This is a genomic window from Pseudomonas citronellolis (assembly GCF_900112375.1).
Classification (GTDB): Bacteria; Pseudomonadota; Gammaproteobacteria; order Pseudomonadales; family Pseudomonadaceae; genus Pseudomonas; species Pseudomonas citronellolis.
The window spans coordinates 76791-95541 of sequence record NZ_FOLS01000028.1 but is presented as its reverse complement, the minus strand read 5'-3'; the positions used below and the strand labels follow the sequence as shown (position 1 = coordinate 95541).

Sequence of the window (18751 nt, the reverse complement as noted above, 5' to 3'; positions counted from 1 at the left end):
CGACCTGTAGGAGCGGGCCCTGCCCGCGATTTCGCGCGCAGGGCGCGCTCCTACAAGGGAATGGCGTGGGTGGTCCGCTCCTACGGGGGAGGAATGGTGCGGGTGGGGCGACGTAGGATGGCGTTGAGCGGAGCGATACCCATCACCACGGCCGCATGGGTTTCGTAAACTCAACCCATCCTACGAAAAACCTCTCGGCGCAGCCGGCAAGACAGCTGCTCCTACCGCCACTCCCGCAGCGCTTGCTGCGCCGCGGCATTGACCGGCTCCGCCTCCAGGCCCGCGGGGCCCAGGCGGACGCTGTAGACCGCCTGGTCCGCCATGGGCAGGAAGTTCACCCGCGCCGCCAGCGGCCGGAAGGTCAGCAGGTCGTGCTGGCCGTCGCGCAGCCAGCGCCACAGGTCGAAGCCGTAGGGGCTTTGCGCCAGCGTCTGCTGTCGCGCCTGGGCCTGTTGCTGCTCGATGGCCAGGTAGCGGCCGGCCAGGCCCTGCAGGCGGTAGCCGGGGTCCAGGCCTATCAGTGCGGCCAAACCACGCCACTGCATGATGCGCACGTCCAGTTGCCAGAGGTCGCCGCCCAGTTCGACGCGGCGTTCGCGGTCGCCTTCGAGGATCTTCACCTCGTAGCGCTGCGGCGCCAGGCGCTGGAAGCTCAGGGTCGCCAGCGGCCGCTCGGCGGGCAGCGCGTCGTAGCTGCGCAGGTCCCAGGCCGCCAGACCCAGCGCCAGCGCGGCGGCGATGAAGGCCAGGCCGGCGCAGCCGCGCAGCCAGCCGAGGAACCAGTGGCGGTCGAAGAGGATGCGTGCGGCGACCAGCAGCGCCAGCAGGGCGATCAGCGCGAACGTCCAGGCCAGGCCGTCGTACTGCATTGAATCAGTTCCTTGCGGGTAGAATTGCCGGCATTATGCGCACCCCTCGACGCGACGGCCAGCCGTGGCGTCGCAGCCTTGAACCCAGGTCGTACTTTTCATGCCCTTCACCCTCCCCTTCGAGCTGGCCATCGACCCGCTCACCCTGCTGATCCTCGCCGTCGTGGCCTTCCTCGCCGGCTTCATCGACGCCATCGCCGGCGGCGGCGGCCTGCTGACCATCCCCGCCCTGCTCACCGCCGGCGTGCCGCCGCACCTGGCGCTGGGCACCAACAAGCTGAGCTCCACCTTCGGCTCGGCCACCGCCAGCTATACCTTCTACAAGCGCAAGCTGTTCCACCCGGCGAAGTGGCGCAACGGCCTGCTCGCCACCGCCATAGGCGCGGCCGTCGGCGCCTGGGCCGCGCACCTGCTGCCGGCGGAATGGCTGAACCGCATGCTGCCGGTGGTGGTGTTCTCCTGCGGGATCTACATGCTCTTCGGCGGCACGCCCAAGGCGCCGCTGGACGCCGACGCCCCGGTCGGGCGCAGGCGCCAGTGGCCGCAAGGCCTGGGCCTGGGCTTCTACGACGGCGTGGCCGGCCCCGGCACCGGCGCCTTCTGGACCGTCAGCAGCCTGCTGATGTACCCCCTGGACCTGGTCCGCGCCAGCGGCGTGGCGCGCACCATGAACTTCGTCAGCAACATAGTGGCGCTGGCGGTGTTCGTCGCTTCCGGCCAGGTGGTCTGGCTGCTCGGGCTGTGCATGGGCAGCGCGCTGATGGTCGGCGCCTACCTGGGCGCGCGCACCGCCATCGGCGGCGGCGCCAGGTTCATCCGCCCGGTATTCATCCTGGTGGTGCTGGCGCTGACCGCGCGCCTGGTCTGGCAGCACTGGTTCAGCGCGGTCTGAAGCGCGGGGAAAGCGCTGGGCGTCAGTAGCCGCCGCCCGGCAGGATGGGATCGGGCCGACCGGCGCGGCGCGCCAGCCAGGTCTCGATCAGGTAGCGGGCGATGGAACGCCCGGCCGGCAGGCGCGGCAGCGAGTCGTAGGGGAACCACTGGGCGTCTTCGATCTCGTCCGGCTGGCAGACGATCTCGCCGCTGACGTACTCGGCGTGGAAGCCGAGCATCAGCGAATGTGGGAACGGCCAGTTCTGGCTGCCCAGGTAGCGGATGTTGCCGACCTGCAGCCCCACCTCTTCCTTCACCTCGCGGGCCACGCAATGTTCCACCGACTCGCCCGGCTCGACGAAGCCGGCCAGGGTGCTGTACATGCCCGGCACGAAGCGCGGCGAGCGCGCCAGCAGCAGTTCGTCGCCGCGGGTGACCAGGACGATCATGCTCGGCGACAGCAGCGGGTAGCGCTGGATGTCGCAGGCGTCGCAGCGCATGGCGCGTTCGCGCGGCACGGCGCGCATCGGCTGGCCGCAGCCGCCGCAGAAACGGTTCTCGCGGGCCCAGGTGCCGACCTGGCTGGCGAAGCCGAGCATGGCGAACTGGTCTTCCTCGGCTTCCAGCATGACGTGGCGCAGGCCTATCCAGCTGCAGCCCTCGACGCTGGCGGGAGACTCCAGCTCCAGCAGGTACACGGCATCGCCATCGAAGTGGCCGACGCCCTGCTCGGAGAGCACCGGCAGGTCCTGGCGCTTGAGCCAGTCACGGGGGAAGAGCACGCCATTGGCATCGCCGAGGAATTGCTGGCGATAGTGGGCCAGGGCCCAGCCACCTTTCTCCGCCGGGTCGAGCCAGGCGGACTCCCAACGTCCGGTACGCATCAGGCAGCCACCTCCAGGCCGAGGGCGCGCACGCTCTCGCTGGCCACGTCCAGCACGTCGGGCTGGCCTTCGGGACGCAGCACGGCGCCGCCCTCCAGGTAGTATTCGAGGCCGGTCAGGGCATCGGCCAGGGTTTCCAGCATCTGCTCGGACGGCATCTGCGTGGTTTCGATCATCTGCCGCTGGATGTAGTCGGCGCAAGCCCCGACCAGCCGGGCGGCGCGTTCCTGGCCGAGGAACCAGAGCCCGCCGCGCACGGCCTGCAGGCTGCCGGGGACGTTGGCCAGGTGCAGCTTGTCGCCGTTGGATTCCAGGTAGGCGGTGATCGCCCGCTTGGCCAGGGCCAGGCCGCCCTGGGCTTCGTCGATGACCACGATGCGCGCCTCGGCCAGCTGGTGCACGGCGAAGGACTCGGCGGTGGGCTCGAGGTCGATGATGGCGGGGGCGGCCAGGCGCTCGCCGCGCTCCAGGCTGCCGACCAGGCTTTCCACGTAGAGCAGCGCGTCGGCCAGGGCGTTCAGCGCCACCGGCGATTCCACCGCGCCCCTGGCCACCCAGCCGGACACCACCGAAACCTGGCCCTGCAGCACGTTGGCCGCGGAGTTCAGGCCGACCATGCCGAGGGTCTTGGCCAGCTTGCCCAGCTGGGTGTGCAGGGTGCCCAGGGCATCGGCCGGGGACACGCCGCGCTCGATCAGGTCGAGCTGGTCCTTGACCGTGGTGAGTTCCTCGCGAATGGCCGCCGACAACGAGCGCATCACCGCCTGGCCGGGACCGGACAGGCGCTGCGACTCGTCTTCCAGCAGGTGGTCGGTGAACGGCAGCGGCGCCAGGCCGAACACCTCGCGCAGCTCGCTGGCCCGCGGGCCGCGGGTGTCGGCCAGGGCGGTGAGGTAGAGCAGCTCCTTGAGCAGCTGGCGCGGCGCCTCGTAGCTGGCGTTGGCCAGCAGCTGCTTGAGTTCGCGGTCCAGGCGCGAGAACAGTTGCTTGCGCGCCTTGCGCGGCAGCATCTGCGCATCCACCAGGGCTTCCAGGGCGCCCGCGCCTATCCAGCACAGGCGGCTGCGCTGGCCGTAGCCGAGCAGCGCGTCGAGGCGCGCCAGGGCGCGCCCCATCAGCTTGAGGCCGGAGTAATGGTCCTGTTCGCGCACCAGGGCGAGCAGGCCGACCTGGTACATGTGCCGCAGGCGGCGGACTTCCTGGGCGCGGTCGGCCACCGTGGGCACCGCGCGGGGCGCCGCCGGGCGCGGCAGGTCCAGGCGCGCGCTGAAGAAGAAGCTCTCCGGCAGCACCGGCTGGCCGGCGGCCAGGCGCACGTCGTTGATCGCCGGCAGCAGCAGCTCGGGGATTTCCTGGCGGTTGGCCTCCAGGTTCTCCAGGTAGCGGCGCAGCACGTACAGGGCATTGCCCAGGGCGGCCAGCTGGCCGTCGCGCTCCTCGCCGACACCGGTGGGGATGTCGGTGGCCAGCTGCAGGGCTTCCTGGGCCAGCAGCTCGGCGCCGGCCAGTTCGATCAGGTTGAGGGTGCCGCGGATCTGCGCCAGGCATTCGACCGCGTGTTGCAGCAGGCTGCCGTTCTGGCGCTCGGCGATGAATTGCTCGAGGTTCTGCTCGGCCTGCTCCATGGTGGCGAAGAGTTCATCGCGCACCAGACTGAGGGAGGTGGCTCCAGTGACCATCGGGCTAACGCGCCTCCTGCGCGAGGGGGTAATGGGGCATCAGTCGGCGAACTCCGGCTGCTGCTTGCTCATGTGGGCGGCCATGGCCTTCTGCAGGTCGGCCGATTGCAGCATGGCGGCGTTCCAGGTGGCGATGTATTCCAGGCCGTCCTCGACGCTGTGGTCGCGGGCGTAGCGGATCATCTCCTTGGTGCCGCGGATGGCGATCGGCGACTTGCCGGCGATCTGCCGCGCCAGCTCGAACACACCGTCGAGCAGCGCCGCGCTGTCGGCGTAGCTGCGGTTGACCAGGCCGATGCGCACCGCCTCGGCGGCGTCGACCATGCGCCCGGTGTAGGCCAGCTCGCGCATGATGCCGTCACCGATCAGCCGCGGCAGGCGCTGCAGGGTGCCGACGTCGGCGGCCATGCCCATGTCGATTTCCTTGATGGAGAACTGCGCGTCCTCGCTGCAGTAGCGCATGTCGCAGGCCGAGATCAGGTCGATGGCGCCGCCCAGGCAATAGCCCTGCACGGCGGCGAGCACCGGCTTGCTGCAGGCGTCGATGGCGTTGAACGAGGCCTGCAGTTCGAGAATCTTGCGGCGCAGGGCGCGGGCGTTGCGGCCGACGTCCTTGCCCAGTTGGCTGCCGGCCTGGGCCAGCAGCATCAGGTCGATGCCGGCGGAGAAATGCTTGCCGGCACCGGAAACCACCACCACGCGGACTTCATCCGTTTCATCGGCCCAACGAAAGATATCGACGATCTCGCGCCAGAAATCGGCGTTCATCGCGTTGACTTTTTCCGGGCGATTGATGATCACATGCGCGATCTTGTCGGCCAGTTCGACGCGAAATGCTTTGTACTCGGTCACGGGGGAAACCCTCGGGAATGCCCTGCTCTGCTGTGCGCGGCAGTTCTTGTAGTGATGGCGTGCCACTATAACAAGGCAAGGGCAAAAGTCGATGCCGGCCTATGTGATGCAGGGCACGCTCCAGCTGCGAACGGGCGCTAGTCGATTTCCGCCACCGGTAGGCCCTGCTGGCGGTTGCGCCATTGCCGCCAGGTGTACATCGGGATGCCCGCCATGAACACCAGGAAGCCCCAGAAGATGGCCTGCTCGCCGGTGCCGTAGAGGGCCCACAGCGAGTAGAGGAAGCCCAGCGAGCCGACGGCGATCAGCTGCGGCCGCGAGCGCGGCGAGAACTCGCTGGTGCGCACCGCCAGCAGCTGCAGCAGCGCCGCGGTGCAGAAGGCGTAGGGCACCACGCCGGTCATGGTGCCGAGCAGGATGATGACGTTGAACACGTCCACCAGGTTGCCCTGGCCGTCGATCAGCACCAGCACCGTCACCAGCAGCCCCGAGGCCCACAGGCCGTTGGCCGGGGCGCCATGCTTGTTGAGCTTGCCGAGGGATTCGGGGAACAGCCCGTCGCGCGCCGGCGCCACCGGGATCTGCCCCTGCAGCAGCACCCAGCCGTTGAGCGCGCCGAGGCAGGCGATCACCGCGCCGGCGGCCACCAGGTAGTAGCCCCAGTCGCCCATCAGCACGCGCGCGGCGTCGGCGAAGGGCGAGGTCGACCTGGCCAGTACTTCCGGCGGCATCAGGCCCTGCACCGAGGTGATCGACAACACGTACACGCCGGCCGCGGCCAGGGTGCCGAACAGGGTGGCGCGCGGGATGGTGCGCTTGGGGTCGCGGACGTCGTCGGCCGGCACCGTCGCCGATTCCAGGCCGATGAACGACCAGAGCGTCAGCGCCGCGGTGGTGGCGATGGCCTGGGCATAGCCCATGTTCGGCAACTGCTCGCGCGGCGGAATGGTCAGGTAGTCGGGGTTGAAGTGCAGCCAGCCGAGCACCCCGACCAGCAGCAGCGGGATCAGCTTGAGCGCGGTGAGCAGGTTCTGCACCACGGCGAAGGTGGCGATGCCGCGCAGGTTGATGAAGGTGCACAGCCAGATGGCGCCGATGGCGGTGGCCACCATCAGCAGCGGGTCGGCCAGCGCCGGGATGAACACCCGCAGGTAGCCCACCAGGGTCACGGCGATGGCGGCGTTGCCGATCCACGCGGCCTTCCAGTAGGTCCAGGCGCACAGGTAGCCGGCGAAGCTGCCGAAGCCCTCGCGGGTGTAGGCGTAGGGCCCGCCGGCGCCGGGGTTGAGCCGCGCCAGGCGGGCGAAGGTGAAGGCCAGCAGCACCGCGCCGGTGCTGGAGACCAGCCAGCCGAACAGGCTGAGCCCGCCATAGGCGGCGAGGCTGGAGGGCAGCAGGAAGACGCCCGAGCCGACCATGTTGCCGATCACCAGCGCGGTACAGCTCCAGAACCCCATGCTGCCTTTCTTGGCAGCCTCTCCCCCGCTCATCCTCGCTCCTTAGGTCCCGTCGCCCTGGACGACGGAATCAGCTGTCGGCATTTTCCACGATGCACTCAACGGTATAGCAGCGCCGGCCGTCCACGTCCTGCACCTGCAGGCCATGCACATCGGAATCGAAACCGGGGAAGTCGTGTTCGAAGGTCCGGGCAAAGGCCAGGTAGTCGAGGATCGAGCGCGTCGCCTCGGTGAAGCGCTCACCGGGCATGATCAGCGGGATGCCCGGCGGGTAAGGCACCAGCATGACCGCGGCGATGCGCCCTTCGAGGCGCTCGATGGGCACCGCCTCGACCTCGCCGCGCACCAACTGGGTGTAGGCGTCGGCCGGGCGCAGCGCCAGTTCCGGCAGGATGGTGTACATGCGGCGCATGGCCTTGGCCGTGGCGTGCTCGCGGTAGCAGGCGTGCAACTGCTCGCAGAGGTCGCGCAGGCCCATGCCGGCGTAGCGCGCCGGGGCGGCCTGGAGCACGCTGGGCAGGGCCTCGGACAGCGGCGCGTTGCCGTCGTAGCTGCGCTTGAACTCCAGCAGCTCGGTGACCAGGGTGCTCCACTTGCCCTTGGTCACGCCCATGGAGAACAGCACCAGGAAGGAGTACAGGCCGGTCTTCTCCACCACCAGGCCGCGCTCCCAGAGGAAGCGGCCGACCACCGCGGCGGGAATGCCGTGCTCTTCAAGACGCCCGGCGGCGTTCAGGCCCGGGGTGGCCAGGGTGACCTTGATCGGGTCGAGCAGCACGTAGTCGTCTTCCACCTCGCCGAAGCCGTGCCACTCGGCGTCGGGCTCCAGCAGCCAGTCGCGGGTGCGCACCTCGTCGGTGCCCTCCACGCCCGGCGGCTGCCACACGCAGAACCACCAGTCGCCGGCCGCCAGGTTCTGCTGCACGTTGGCCAGGGCGCGGCGGAAGCTCAGGGCCTCGTCGAAGGTCTCCTGGATCAGCGAACGCCCGGCCGGGCCCTCCATCATCGCCGAGGCCACGTCCAGCGAGGCGATGATGCCGTACTGCGGCGAGGTGGAGATGTGCATCATGAAGGCTTCGTTGAAGCGCGCGCGGTCCAGGCGCCGCTTGCCGCCGTCCTGCACGTGGATCATCGAGGCCTGGCTGAAGGCCGCCAGCATCTTGTGGGTGGAATGCGTGGTGAACACCAGCGGCCCGTCCTCGCCGCGGCTGGTGGCCATGCCGTAGCGGCGGTCGTAGAACTCGTGGAAGGCGGCGTAGGCGTACCAGGCCTCGTCGAAGTGCAGCACCTCGACGCTGCCGTCCAGGGCCTGCTTGATCAGCTCGGCGTTGTAGCACAGGCCGTCGTAGGTGGAGTTGGTCACCACCGCCAGCCGCACCTTCGGCTCGCGGCCGCGGGCCAGGGGATTGGCGGCGATCTTCGCGGCGATCGACTCGCGGCTGAACTCGGACAGCGGAATGGGCCCGATGATGCCCAGCTCGTTGCGCTCCGGGCACAGGTACAGCGGGATGGCGCCGGTCATGATGATCGAGTGCAGCACCGACTTGTGGCAGTTGCGGTCCACCAGCACCAGGTCGTCGCGGCTGACCATGGAGTGCCAGACGATCTTGTTCGCCGTGGAGGTGCCGTTGATCACGAAGAAGGTGTGGTCGGCACCGAAGTTGCGCGCCGCGCGGGCCTCGGCCTCGGCCAGCGGGCCGGTGTGGTCGAGCAGCGAGCCCAGCTCGGGCACCGAAACGGACAGGTCCGAGCGCAGGGTGTTCTCCCCGAAGAACTGGTGGAAAGCCTGCCCCACCGGGCTCTTGCGGTAGGCCACGCCGCCGCCGTGGCCAGGCGTGTGCCAGGAATAGTTGGACTGCGCGGTGTGCTCCACCAGGGCGCGGAAGAACGGCGGCAGCAGGCCCTCCAGATACTTGCGCGCGGCCCGCGAGACCTGGCGGGCGAGGAAGGGCACGGTGTCTTCGAACAGGTAGAGGATGCCGCGCAGCTGGTGCAGGTCGGCCATGGACTCGGCCGGTGCGTTCTCGATGGTCATCTGCTCGCCGAGGGCGAAGATCGGCAGCTGCGGCGCCCGCACCCGCGCCACGCGGATCAGCTCGACCACGTCCTGCAACAGGCGCTGGTTCTCCCCCGCCCCCTCGGCGGCGACCAGGATGCAGGCCAGGCCATGGTGGGTGGAGGCGACGATGCGCCCCTCGGTGGCACTGGCGGTGGAAAGGATGCTGAAGCCGTCCAGCTCCAGCTCGCGGGCGATGCCGCGGACGCGGTCGCCGGCGACGGTGTCGGCCTTGATGTCGCGGTGGACGATGAGGATGGGGAATTTCAGATCTTTATACATTGTGAGCCCCGAATGCTGACGGAGGCTTTCCGTCGATCCCCTGCAGCGTATGGGCTTACATTCCGCAGGGGAATAGGGTCGGCTGTTGGCTATAAGAATAGGTCGCACGGGCGAAAGGCGGGGCCGGGGAGGTCGGCTTCAAGAGCGCCCTATCCCCAGCGCGCGGAGGTTTCTGCGGAAATCCGTACGGCGTTATCCGCTGAATCGCGGACGGAGTCCGCTCCTACGGTTCCAGGAGGCACAGGCGTAGGAGCAACTGTCTTGCCGGCTGCAGCGAGACGCTTTTCGTAGGATGGGTTGAGTCTTGGCGAAACCCATGCGGTTGCGGTGATGGGTATCGCTTCGCTCAACACCATCCTACGAAAAGCCATGCTCGCTCATGCGGTAGGAGCGGACTCCGTCCGCGATTGGATTCACCGGCTACGCCGGACACCCCGGTGGCACGAACACCCCCACATGACAGCCCCGCCCCACTCCGGCATCCTTGACCCTCCGCCCCGCCCCCACGAGAGCGCAGATGAACCTGCCCCCCCGACAGCAAGACATCCTCGATCTGGTCCGCGAACGCGGCTACCTGAGCATCGAGGAACTGGCCCAGCAGTTCGCCGTCACCCCGCAGACCATCCGCCGCGACATCAACCAGCTCGCCGAGCGCAGCCTGCTGCGCCGCTACCACGGCGGCGCGGCCTGGGATTCGAGCATCGAGAACACCGCCTACAACACCCGCGCCGACCAGATGCGCGACGAGAAGCAGCGCATCGCCGAGGCGGTGGCGGCGCAGATTCCCGACGACGCCTCGCTGTTCATCAACATCGGCACCACCACAGAGGCCATCGCCCGCGCCCTGCTCGGCCACCGCCACCTGAAGATCATCACCAACAACCTGCACGTCGCCGCCACCCTCAGCGCCAAGGACGATTTCGAAGTGCTGGTGGCCGGCGGCACCGTGCGCGGCGACGGCGGCGTGGTCGGCCAGGCGGCGGTGGACTTCATCGAGCAGTTCCGCGCCGACTTCGCCCTGGTGGGTATCAGCGGCATCGACGAGGACGGCAGCCTGCTGGACTTCGACTACCAGGAAGTGCGCGTCTCCCGCGCCATCATCGACAACGCCCGGCAGGTGTTCCTCGCCGCCGACTCCAGCAAGTTCGGGCGCAACGCCCTGGTGCGCCTGGGGCCGATCGGCCTGGTCGACCGCCTGTTCACCGACGCCGCGCCGCCGCCCGCCGTGGCGCGCCTGCTGGCCCAGCACAAGGTGCAGCTGGAGCTGGTCTGACGCGGCTTGTGTTCGAATACGAAAATCCCCGGTAAATCAGCCGAATGGCTGGGCTTCAGCCTGGCCATCCGGCGTTCTCTCGCCTATCATATTTTCGAATTCGAACGCATTTATGTTCATTTCCAGCCAAGAGGACGCCCCATGAGCCATTCCCACAAGCGCTCCGCTCCCCTGGCTGAGGTCTACGACCTGGCGGTGGTCGGCGGCGGCATCAATGGCGCGGGCATCGCGGCGGACGCCGCCGGGCGCGGCCTGCTCACCTTCCTTTGCGAACAGCACGACCTGGCCAGCCACACCTCCTCGGCCAGCAGCAAGCTGGTCCACGGCGGCCTGCGCTACCTGGAACACGGCGAATTCCGCCTGGTGCGCGAGGCCCTGGCCGAGCGCGAGGTGCTGCTGGCCAAGGCGCCGCACATCGTCCACCCGCTGCGTTTCGTGCTGCCGCACCAGCCGCACCTGCGCCCGGCCTGGATGATCCGCGCCGGGCTGTTCTTCTACGACCACCTGGGCCGGCGCGAGAAGCTGCCCGCCTCCCGTAGCCTGCGCTTCGGCGCCGACAGCCCGCTGCAGGAACATCTGCGCCGCGGCTTCGAGTATGCCGACTGTTCCGTCGACGACGCCCGCCTGGTGGTGCTCAACGCCATGGCCGCCCGCGAGCGCGGCGCCCACGTGCACCCGCGCACCCGCTGCGTCAGCGCGCGGCGCAGCAAGGGCCTGTGGCACCTGCATCTGGAGCGCGACGACGGCAGCCTCTATTCCATCCGCGCCCGCGCCCTGGTCAACGCCGCCGGGCCCTGGGTGGCGCAGTTCCTCCGCGACGACCTGCGCCAGCGGCCGCCCTACGGCATCCGCCTGATCCAGGGCAGCCACCTGGTGGTGCCGCGGCTGTACGAGGGCGAGCAGGCGTACATCCTGCAGAACGAGGACCGCCGCATCGTCTTCGTCATCCCCTACCTGGGGCGCTTCACCCTGATCGGCACCACCGACCGCGAATACCTGGGCGACCCGGCGAAGGTGCAGATCAGCGACGAGGAAACCGGCTACCTGCTGGCAGTGGTCAACGCCCACTTCAAGCGCCAGTTGCATCGTGAAGACATCCTCTGGAGCTTCTCCGGGGTGCGCCCGCTGTGCGACGACGAGTCCGACGAGCCGTCCGCCGTCACCCGCGACTACACCCTCTCGCTGCAGGGCGCGCCAGGCGAAGCGCCGTTGCTGTCGGTGTTCGGCGGCAAGCTGACCACCTACCGCAAGCTGGCCGAGGCCGCCCTGGCCGAGCTGGCGCCGACCTTCCCGCGCCTGGGCCCGGCCTGGACCGCCGATGCCCCGCTGCCCGGCGGCGAAAACATGAGCAGCCCCGAGGACCTGGCCGTCGAACTGCTGGCCAGGCATCCCTGGCTGCCGGCCGGCCTGGCGCGGCGCTGGGCCACCAGCTACGGCACGCGCAGCTGGCGCCTGCTCGACGGGGTGAAGGGCGAAACCGACCTGGGCGAACACCTGGGCGCCGGGCTCTACGCCCGCGAGGTGGACTACCTGTGCCGCGAGGAATGGGCCGAAGGCGCCGAGGACATCCTCTGGCGCCGCAGCAAGCTCGGGCTGTTCCTCGATGCCGCGCAGAAGCTGCGCCTGGCCGAGTACCTGGCCCGAGAACATCCGCGCAAAGCCAGCGTGCAGGTAGCCTGAGCAGGCTCAGAGCGAGGCGTTCAACTCGCTGATCAGCGCTTCGCGGTGCTTGAGCGAGGCCAGCGCGCTCTCGCCCAGCCGTCCGGCCACCTCGCTGAGCAGCCCCTGGGCCAGGAGCATGAAGGCGCACATGCTGTTGCTGTAGAACAGGCTGTGGTTGGGCACGTAGAAGCTGTGCGCCGCCACCCGCGCCAACGGCGAACTCGAAGAATCGGTCAGGGCCACCACCTCGATGCCGTGGCGCGCCGCCACTTCGGCGGTGGCCAGCACGCTCGGCGTATAGGGGAAGCAACTGGCGACCACCAGCACGTCGCCGGCATCCAGCTGCGCCAGGGCATCGGCCACGCCCTGGCGGTTGGAGTCCAGCGCCGCCACGTCGGGGCGCAGCATGCCCAGGCCGTAGGACATGAACAGCGCCAGCGAGGTGAACTGGCGCATGCCGTGGATGCGCACGCGGCGCGCGCCGGCCAGCAGCTCCACCACGCGGGCGAACACTTCCGGCTCCACCTGCTCGATCAGGCTGGCGATGTTGGCGCTTTCCTGCCGGCCCAGGCGCGTCAGGCGCGACAGGGTGCTGTCGGCGGGGGTCAGCAGCAGGCGCGAGGCCTGGTCGCTGTAGAAACTCTTGCCCTCGGTCAGCTCGCGGCGGAACACGTCCTGGAACTTGCTGAAGCCGCCGTAGCCCAGGCGCTGGGCCAGGCGCGAGAGGGTCGAGGCGTTGACCCCCAGCTGCTCGGCCAGCTCGCTGATGGACGACACCGCGGTGCGCTGCGGCGCCTCGATCAGCGCCGTCAGCACGCGGCGCGAGCTGGCGCCCAGGGAGATGCCCGCCTCGCCGCGCTCGATGTCCTCCAGCAGTTGCTTGAGGGCTCCCAGGTTGTCGGGCAGGGCGGCGGGCGCTTGGCTCATCATGCAGGTCCAGGTGCGGGGTGGGGACGGACACTGCCCCGGGCCTCGACCTCTCGGGTGTCGGGCTGGCAGTGGACGCGCCATTCTACCGAGTTCGCCCCGATGCGGAACACGGCCGTGGCCAGGGTGTTCTCCTCGTCCGGGTCGTCCGCCGCGCGGCGGTACACCGGCAGCCCGGCGTCCGCCGTGTCGCGCAGGATGGCCAGCGCCCGCTCCTCGTCCAGCAGCGCGGGCGCCCCGGCCAGCAAGGCATCGACGCGCAGCTGGCGGCTGCCGGAACTGCCGGTGATGCGCTGGCCGGCGGCGTCCAGGCCGGCATCCAGCAGGTGGTTGGAATGCCCCGCCGGGTGCTGGATTTCCCGCACCGCCACGCCAGAGGAACAGGCCTCGACGCTGAACAGCCGGCTCGCCCCCACCTGCCCCAGGGCATGGTGGAAGGCGCCGGCGCGCCCCGCCGTGGACAGCACGGCGACCGCCTGCGCCAGGCTCCCGGCATCCAGCACCGCCCGGGCCAGCACCTGGCGCGGCAGGCCCGCCGGGATGGCGCGCGGGCGGATGTTGTTGACCGTGCTGACCAACCCACGCTCGTTCACCGCGAAGGTGTGGCCGGGGATCGAACCGGGATAGACGAAACTGGTGAAGCCCAGCCCCTGCTCGGGCTGCGCCTGGAGCAGGCCGCAGAAGCCGTCGAGCGCGGGCAGGCCATCCTCGTTGTGGGCGATCAGCCAGCCGCCTTCGGCGGGGCCGAACACCGTGGTGCAGCCGTCGACGCTGGCGTCCTGGACGAAATCGCCGCGGCAGTTCCACAGGAAGACCTCTTCCAGCGGCAGTTCCAGGCCGTCGGCCAGGCCGCGCAGTTCGTCCCAGATACGCGGGAACTGCGCCTGGACCTGCGCCTGCATATGCTGCACCGCGGTCGAACCGGCCCGCGCCGCCAGGCTGCGCCACAGCGGCAGCGGGCGCAGGCGCTGGTGCACCGCGTCGCGGCCGAAGCGGCCCAGGCCCAGGCCGATTTCGTAGGCGCTGCCGGAAAGGTTCAGGGGGCTCAGGCTCATGGGGCGACCTTCAGGCGACATGTTGCAGGAACTCCCGCAGGCGCGGGCTGGTGGGGTTGCCGATCAGGCTGGCGGGCTCGCCGTCCTCGGCGATGCGGCCCTTGTCGATGAAGATCAGCCGCGAGGCGACCTTGCGCGCGAAGTCGATCTCGTGGGTGACGATGACCATGGTCATGCCCTCCTCCGCCAGGTCCTTCATCACCTGCAGCACCTCGTGGCGCAGCTCCGGGTCCAGCGCCGAGGTCGGCTCGTCGAACAGCATCAGCTTGGGCTTCACCGCCAGGGCGCGGGCGATGGCCACGCGCTGCTGCTGGCCGCCGGAGAGTTCCGACGGGTAGTGCCCGGCGCGCTCGGACAGGCCGACCTTGGCCAGCAGCTCGCGGGCCAGCGCCTCGGCCTCGGCCTTCTTCGCCCCGCGCACGCGGATCGGGCCGAAGGCCACGTTCTCCAGCGCGGTCATCTGCGGGAACAGGTGGAACTGCTGGAACACCATGCCCGCCTCCTGGCGGATCAGGCGTTCGTCCACCTTGGGATCGTTGACCTCCATGCCGTCGACGAACAGCTCGCCGCCGGTGATCACCTCCAGCTTGTTGATGCAGCGCAGCAGCGTGGACTTGCCCGAGCCGGAAGGGCCGATGATCACCACCACCTCGCCGGAACCGATCTTCAGGTTGATGTCGTGGAGCACCTCGGTCTGGCCGAAGTGCTTGGAAACCCGCTTGAACTCGATCATAGGATCTTCAGCCTCGACTCCATGCGCCGCAGCACGTAACTCAATACCAGGGTGATGACCAGGTAGATCACCGCCACCGCCGACCAGATCTCCATCGCCCGGAAGTTGCCGGCGATCACCTCCTGGCCCTGGCGGGTCAGCTCGGCCACGCCGATGACGATGAACAGCGAGGTGTCCTTGATGCTGACGATCCACTGGTTGCCCAGCGCCGGGATCATCCGCCGGAAGGCCAGCGGGGCGATCACGTAGCGCAGGGTGTCGCGCCCGGACAGCCCCAGGGCCAGCCCGGCCTCGCGGAACCCGCGGTTCACCGAGAGCAGCGCGCCGCGGGTGATCTCGGCGATGTAGGCGCCGGAGTTGATCATGATGGTGACCACCGCCGCGCTGAACGGGTCGATGCGCACCGGGATCATCAGCGGCAGGGCGAAGTAGATGAACATCACCTGGACCATGATCGGCGTGCCGCGGATCAGCTCGACGAACACCAGCGCCAGGCGGCTGGAGAAAAAGCCGCCGTAGGCGCGGGCAACGCCGGCCAGCAGGCCGATCACCGCGCCGCCGGCCAGGCCGAGGATGGAAATCCACAGGGTCAGCCGGGCGCCCTCAAGCAGCACCGGCAGCGCGTCCCAGATGGCGGACCATTGGAAATGCATGGGGTTCTACCTCCGGCTCACTTGGGGTCGGTGCCGAACCACTTGCGGTAGATCTGCGCGTAGGTGCCGTCTTCGCGCAGCTTCTTCAGCGCCGCGTTGACCGGCTCGCGCAGCTCGCTGCCCTTCGGGAAGCCGATGCCGTACTGCTGCGCCATCATCTGCTCGCCGACGGCCTTCACCTGGCCGTCGCCGGCGGTCTTGATGTAGTAGAGGACGTTCGGCGTGTCGTGCATGGCGGCGTCGACGCGGCCGGTGCGCAGCTCCAGGTAGGCGTTGTCGATGTTGGGGAACTGGCGCAGGTCGGCGGCCTTGAGGTTGGCCTTGGCGTAGTCCGCCGCCGAGGTGCCGCTCTTCACCGCCAGGCTCTTGCCGGCGATGTCGGCCTCGCCCTTGATGCTGTCGTTGTCGGCCTTGACCATCAGCAGGAAGCCGCTGTCGTAGTAGCCGTCGGAGAAGTCGATGACCTGCTTGCGGTCTTCCTTGATGGTGATGCCGGCCAGCGCGGCGTCGACGTTGCGAGTCTGCAGCGCGGGGATGATGCCGTTGAAGTCCATCGGCTTGAGCTGGTAGGTGACGCCCATCTCCTTGGCGATGGCCGCCCACAGGTCGATGTCGAAGCCCACGTACTTGTCGCCCTGCTTGAACTCGAAGGGCACGAAGGCGGTGTCGGTAGCGATCAGCAGTTCCTTGTCGGCGGCCATGGAGCTGGCGGCGGCGAGCAGGGACAGCGCAGCGAAGGAGGCTTGAAGCAGCTTTTTCATGCAGGTCTTCCTCTTGCAGGTCAGTGGATGCGCCTCGCCTGGGACGGGGCGCGCATTAGCGGCAGTTCGATCGCAACGGGCCGGGGCCCGGACTTTATTGTTTTGAGCGGCTAACCCACGGAAGGGGCTGCATGCACAGGGTGCTTTTTCGCAAAATAAACATGCAACAAAATCGATTGCAAGTATTTTTCTCACACCTTGCCGGGGCTTTGCGGACGAGAGCCAGGCGGAATTTCGCCTGGAGCTTCTCTGTTTCGCCATTTTCAGCCCATCGGGAACTGTCCGGGCTGCGCAACGGGCGCGCAACAAAAGATTGCCAAGATAAAAAATGCAATTAATATTTGCGCAATCACCCCGGAGGTCACCATGAGCCACGTCCTGCACCGCAGCCTCACCCAGTCCTACCCCACGGCCGTCCGCGGCGACGGCGCCTACCTGATCGACAGCGAAGGCCGCCGCTACCTGGACGCCAGCGGCGGCGCGGCGGTGTCCTGCCTGGGCCACAGCGACCCGGCGGTGATCGAGGCGGTGCGCCGGCAGGTCGGCACCCTGGCCTATGCCCACACTTCCTTCTTCACCACCGAGCCCATGGAGCAGTTGGCGGACTTCCTGATCGCCCGCGCGCCGGAGGGCATGCGCTCGGTGTACTTCGTCAGCGGCGGCTCCGAAGCGGTGGAGGCGGCGCTCAAGCTGGCCCGCCAGTACTTCGTGGAGATCGGCCAGCCGCAACGCACACACCTGATCGCCCGCCGCCAGAGCTACCACGGCAACACCCTCGGCGCCCTGGCCACCGGCGGCAACGCCTGGCGGCGCCAGCAGTTCCAGCCGCTGCTGATCGACGTCAGCCACGTCAGCCCCTGCTACGCCTACCGCGACCAGGCCGCCGGGGAAACACCCGAAGCCTATGGCGAGCGCCTGGCCCGGGAACTGGAAGCGGAAATCCTCCGCCTGGGCGCGGACAAGGTCATGGCCTTCGTCGCCGAGCCGGTGGTGGGCGCCACCCTCGGCGCGGTGCCCGCGGTGCCCGGCTACTTCAAGCGCGTGCGGGAAATCTGCGACCGCCACGGGGTGCTGCTGATCCTCGACGAGGTGATGTGCGGCATGGGCCGCACCGGCAGCCTGTTCGCCGCCGAGCAGGAAGGCATCGGCGCCGACCTGATCACCGCCGCCAAGGGCCTGGGCGCCGGCTACCAGCCGATCGGCGCCACCCTGGTGAGCGAGCGCATCCACAATGCCATCGCCCAAGGCTCGGGCTTCTTCCAGCACGGCCACACCTACATCGGCCACGCCACCGCCTGTGCCGCGGCCCTGGCGGTGCAGAAAACCATCGAGGAACGCGACCTGCTGGCCCGCGTGCGCAGCCTCGGCCTCGACCTGCAGCAGCGGCTGCAACAGGCCTTCGGCGCCCACCCGCATATCGGCGACATCCGCGGGCGCGGGCTGTTCCAGGGCCTGGAACTGGTGGCCGAGCGCGACAGCAAGGCGCCCTTCCCCGCCGAGGCGAAGCTGCACGCGCGGATCAAGAAGGCCGCCATGCAGGAAGGCCTGCTGTGCTATCCCATGGGCGGCACCCTGGACGGCCGCAACGGCGACCATATCCTCCTGGCGCCGCCCTTCATCCTCGAAGAGGCGCAGTTGGACGAACTGGTGGACAAGCTGCAACGCGCCATCGACCAGGCCATCGGCAGCCTCTGAGGAAAGCCCATGAAGATCACCTCGCGCCTCACCCCGCTCACCGACGAGAACATGGACGACGAGCAGCGCCGCGTGCTGAGCGACATCCTCAGCGGCCCGCGCGGCAACCTCGACGGCCCCTTCCTGGCCTGGGTGCACAGCCCGCAGCTGGCCGACAGCGCGCAGAAGCTGGGCGCCTTCTGCCGCTACGGCACGCGCCTGGAACTGCGCCTGAGCGAATTGGCGATCCTGCTTACCGCGGCCTGGTGGCAGTCCCAGGCGGAATGGCAGATTCACGAGCCCATCGCGCGCCAGGCAGGCTTGGCCGAGGGTGTGGTCGAAGCGCTGCGGCGTGGTGAAGAACCGACTTTCGAGCGGGGCGATGAACGCCTGGTCTATCGCCTGGGGCGGAGTCTCTATGCGAATAAGCGCATCGAGCAGGCGCTCTATGACGAGGGCGTGGCTGCCTTTGGCGAGGCAGGGATGGTGGAACTGGTGGGCATCTTCGGTTACTACGCGCTGGTGGCCATGACCCTCAACGCCTTCGCGGTGCAGCGCGAGACGGAGGCGCCCCTGCCCTTCGCCGAGCATTGAGCGACGGCCCCTGCCGGCGCAATCGCGGATGAATCCGCTCCTACAGGGACGACGGCGTATAACCGCGAACGGTTATACGCCCTACCCCATCCCACACCATTCCCCTGCGTGCGCAACTGACTTGCAGGCCGCGCCGGAGCGCTCTTCGTAGGAGCGAGCTTGCTCGCGAATAAGCCCTGCAGCGGAATCTGTTCGCGAGCAAGCTCGCTCCTACGAAAAGCCGTGCATCCTGGAACCGTAGGAGCGGACCTTGTCCGCGATAGCCGGACATCCCGGCGCAATTCGCGGATGAGATCCGCTCCTACGCTGCCCCACCCACGCCATCCCCCTGTAGGAGCGCGCCCTGCGCGCGATATCGCGGGCAGGGCCCGCTCCTACAGATTGCCGGGAAGCACGGTATTCATCCCCCACAGAAGCAACTGCCTTGCAGGCCGCGCCGAGGTACTCTTCGTAGGAGCGGACCTTGT

At 68.7% G+C, this 18751-nt stretch carries 16 protein-coding genes; 5 read left to right on the top strand and 11 right to left on the bottom strand.

Annotated elements, in window-relative coordinates:
- Nucleotides 1-221 precede the first annotated feature (221 nt).
- Nucleotides 222-869, bottom strand: coding sequence for a hypothetical protein (locus BM060_RS23945; protein WP_074983670.1), 648 nt, complete (start codon nt 867-869; stop codon nt 222-224).
- 100 nt (nt 870-969) lie between these two features.
- Between BM060_RS23945 and BM060_RS23940 the strand changes: the two genes are divergently transcribed.
- Nucleotides 970-1761, top strand: coding sequence for a TSUP family transporter (locus BM060_RS23940; protein ID WP_074983668.1), 792 nt, complete (start codon nt 970-972; stop codon nt 1759-1761).
- Nucleotides 1762-1783: 22 nt separating this feature from the next.
- Here the strand turns inward: BM060_RS23940 and nudC are convergent, their stop codons facing one another.
- The 5 genes from nudC to BM060_RS23915 all read right to left on the bottom strand — a co-directional run bounded on the left by nudC (nt 1784) and on the right by BM060_RS23915 (nt 8952).
- Nucleotides 1784-2626 (bottom strand): NAD(+) diphosphatase, encoded by an 843-nt coding sequence (gene nudC, locus BM060_RS23935; RefSeq protein WP_074983665.1) that lies wholly within the window; start codon nt 2624-2626, stop codon nt 1784-1786.
- Nucleotides 2626-4305 (bottom strand): FimL-related protein, encoded by a 1680-nt coding sequence (locus BM060_RS23930; RefSeq protein WP_074983662.1) that lies wholly within the window; start codon nt 4303-4305, stop codon nt 2626-2628. The genes nudC and BM060_RS23930 overlap by 1 nt, the downstream gene beginning before the upstream one ends.
- Before the next feature lie 39 nt (nt 4306-4344).
- The gene (locus BM060_RS23925) at nt 4345-5157 is read right to left on the bottom strand and encodes a crotonase/enoyl-CoA hydratase family protein (protein ID WP_074983660.1); all 813 of its coding nucleotides are present in this window, start codon (nt 5155-5157) and stop codon (nt 4345-4347) included.
- 137 nt (nt 5158-5294) lie between these two features.
- A complete protein-coding gene (locus BM060_RS23920) occupies nt 5295-6647 on the bottom strand; it encodes an amino acid permease (protein ID WP_074983657.1) in 1353 nt (450 codons plus the stop codon).
- A gap of 37 nt (nt 6648-6684) precedes the next feature.
- Complete coding sequence (locus BM060_RS23915; protein WP_009619217.1) at nt 6685-8952, bottom strand: Orn/Lys/Arg family decarboxylase; 2268 nt, start codon at nt 8950-8952, stop codon at nt 6685-6687.
- A gap of 517 nt (nt 8953-9469) precedes the next feature.
- Between BM060_RS23915 and BM060_RS23910 the strand changes: the two genes are divergently transcribed.
- Nucleotides 9470-10225, top strand: coding sequence for a DeoR/GlpR family transcriptional regulator (locus tag BM060_RS23910; RefSeq protein ID WP_043266861.1), 756 nt, complete (start codon nt 9470-9472; stop codon nt 10223-10225).
- A 141-nt stretch (nt 10226-10366) separates the two neighbouring features.
- The gene (glpD, locus tag BM060_RS23905; RefSeq protein ID WP_074983655.1) at nt 10367-11905 is read left to right on the top strand and encodes a glycerol-3-phosphate dehydrogenase; all 1539 of its coding nucleotides are present in this window, start codon (nt 10367-10369) and stop codon (nt 11903-11905) included.
- Between the two features lie 6 nt (nt 11906-11911).
- Here glpD and BM060_RS23900 read toward each other — a convergent pair whose 3' ends face one another.
- The 5 genes from BM060_RS23900 to glnH are packed head-to-tail and all read right to left on the bottom strand — an operon-like array spanning nt 11912 to nt 16016.
- The gene (locus BM060_RS23900; RefSeq protein WP_074983652.1) at nt 11912-12814 is read right to left on the bottom strand and encodes a MurR/RpiR family transcriptional regulator; all 903 of its coding nucleotides are present in this window, start codon (nt 12812-12814) and stop codon (nt 11912-11914) included.
- Entirely contained in the window at nt 12814-13869 is a 1056-nt protein-coding gene (locus BM060_RS23895) for a C45 family autoproteolytic acyltransferase/hydrolase (protein WP_245322932.1), read from the bottom strand. Before BM060_RS23895 ends, BM060_RS23900 begins: the two co-directional genes overlap by 1 nt.
- A 10-nt stretch (nt 13870-13879) precedes the next feature.
- Nucleotides 13880-14602 carry a glutamine ABC transporter ATP-binding protein GlnQ gene (glnQ, locus tag BM060_RS23890; RefSeq protein WP_009619208.1) on the bottom strand — a complete coding sequence of 241 codons (723 nt, stop codon included), beginning with the start codon at nt 14600-14602 and terminating at the stop codon, nt 13880-13882.
- Nucleotides 14599-15255 (bottom strand): glutamine ABC transporter permease GlnP, encoded by a 657-nt coding sequence (glnP, locus tag BM060_RS23885; RefSeq protein WP_069866202.1) that lies wholly within the window; start codon nt 15253-15255, stop codon nt 14599-14601. Before glnP ends, glnQ begins: the two co-directional genes overlap by 4 nt.
- A gap of 17 nt (nt 15256-15272) precedes the next feature.
- Nucleotides 15273-16016, bottom strand: a complete 744-nt coding sequence (gene glnH, locus BM060_RS23880; RefSeq protein WP_074983645.1) for a glutamine ABC transporter substrate-binding protein GlnH — start codon at nt 16014-16016, stop codon at nt 15273-15275.
- A gap of 366 nt (nt 16017-16382) precedes the next feature.
- Here glnH and BM060_RS23875 point away from each other — a divergent pair, with 366 nt between their 5' ends.
- Nucleotides 16383-17711, top strand: a complete 1329-nt coding sequence (locus BM060_RS23875) for an aspartate aminotransferase family protein (protein WP_074983643.1) — start codon at nt 16383-16385, stop codon at nt 17709-17711.
- 9 nt (nt 17712-17720) lie between these two features.
- Nucleotides 17721-18284, top strand: a complete 564-nt coding sequence (locus BM060_RS23870; RefSeq protein WP_074983640.1) for a carboxymuconolactone decarboxylase family protein — start codon at nt 17721-17723, stop codon at nt 18282-18284.
- The last annotated feature ends 467 nt before the right edge of the window (nt 18285-18751 follow it).

Excerpts from the sequence above, each read along its gene's own strand:
- BM060_RS23945 (WP_074983670.1), bottom strand. The coding sequence starts at position 869 with ATGCAGTACGACGGCCTGGCCTGGACGTTCGCGCTGATCGCCCTGCTG.
- BM060_RS23940 (WP_074983668.1), top strand. The coding sequence starts at position 970 with ATGCCCTTCACCCTCCCCTTCGAGCTGGCCATCGACCCGCTCACCCTG.
- nudC (WP_074983665.1), bottom strand. The coding sequence starts at position 2,626 with ATGCGTACCGGACGTTGGGAGTCCGCCTGGCTCGACCCGGCGGAGAAA.
- BM060_RS23930 (WP_074983662.1), bottom strand. The coding sequence starts at position 4,305 with ATGGTCACTGGAGCCACCTCCCTCAGTCTGGTGCGCGATGAACTCTTC.
- BM060_RS23920 (WP_074983657.1), bottom strand. The coding sequence starts at position 6,647 with ATGAGCGGGGGAGAGGCTGCCAAGAAAGGCAGCATGGGGTTCTGGAGC.
- BM060_RS23915 (WP_009619217.1), bottom strand. The coding sequence starts at position 8,952 with ATGTATAAAGATCTGAAATTCCCCATCCTCATCGTCCACCGCGACATC.
- BM060_RS23910 (WP_043266861.1), top strand. The coding sequence starts at position 9,470 with ATGAACCTGCCCCCCCGACAGCAAGACATCCTCGATCTGGTCCGCGAA.
- glpD (WP_074983655.1), top strand. The coding sequence starts at position 10,367 with ATGAGCCATTCCCACAAGCGCTCCGCTCCCCTGGCTGAGGTCTACGAC.
- BM060_RS23900 (WP_074983652.1), bottom strand. The coding sequence starts at position 12,814 with ATGAGCCAAGCGCCCGCCGCCCTGCCCGACAACCTGGGAGCCCTCAAG.
- BM060_RS23895 (WP_245322932.1), bottom strand. The coding sequence starts at position 13,869 with ATGAGCCTGAGCCCCCTGAACCTTTCCGGCAGCGCCTACGAAATCGGC.
- glnQ (WP_009619208.1), bottom strand. The coding sequence starts at position 14,602 with ATGATCGAGTTCAAGCGGGTTTCCAAGCACTTCGGCCAGACCGAGGTG.
- glnP (WP_069866202.1), bottom strand. The coding sequence starts at position 15,255 with ATGCATTTCCAATGGTCCGCCATCTGGGACGCGCTGCCGGTGCTGCTT.
- glnH (WP_074983645.1), bottom strand. The coding sequence starts at position 16,016 with ATGAAAAAGCTGCTTCAAGCCTCCTTCGCTGCGCTGTCCCTGCTCGCC.
- BM060_RS23875 (WP_074983643.1), top strand. The coding sequence starts at position 16,383 with ATGAGCCACGTCCTGCACCGCAGCCTCACCCAGTCCTACCCCACGGCC.
- BM060_RS23870 (WP_074983640.1), top strand. The coding sequence starts at position 17,721 with ATGAAGATCACCTCGCGCCTCACCCCGCTCACCGACGAGAACATGGAC.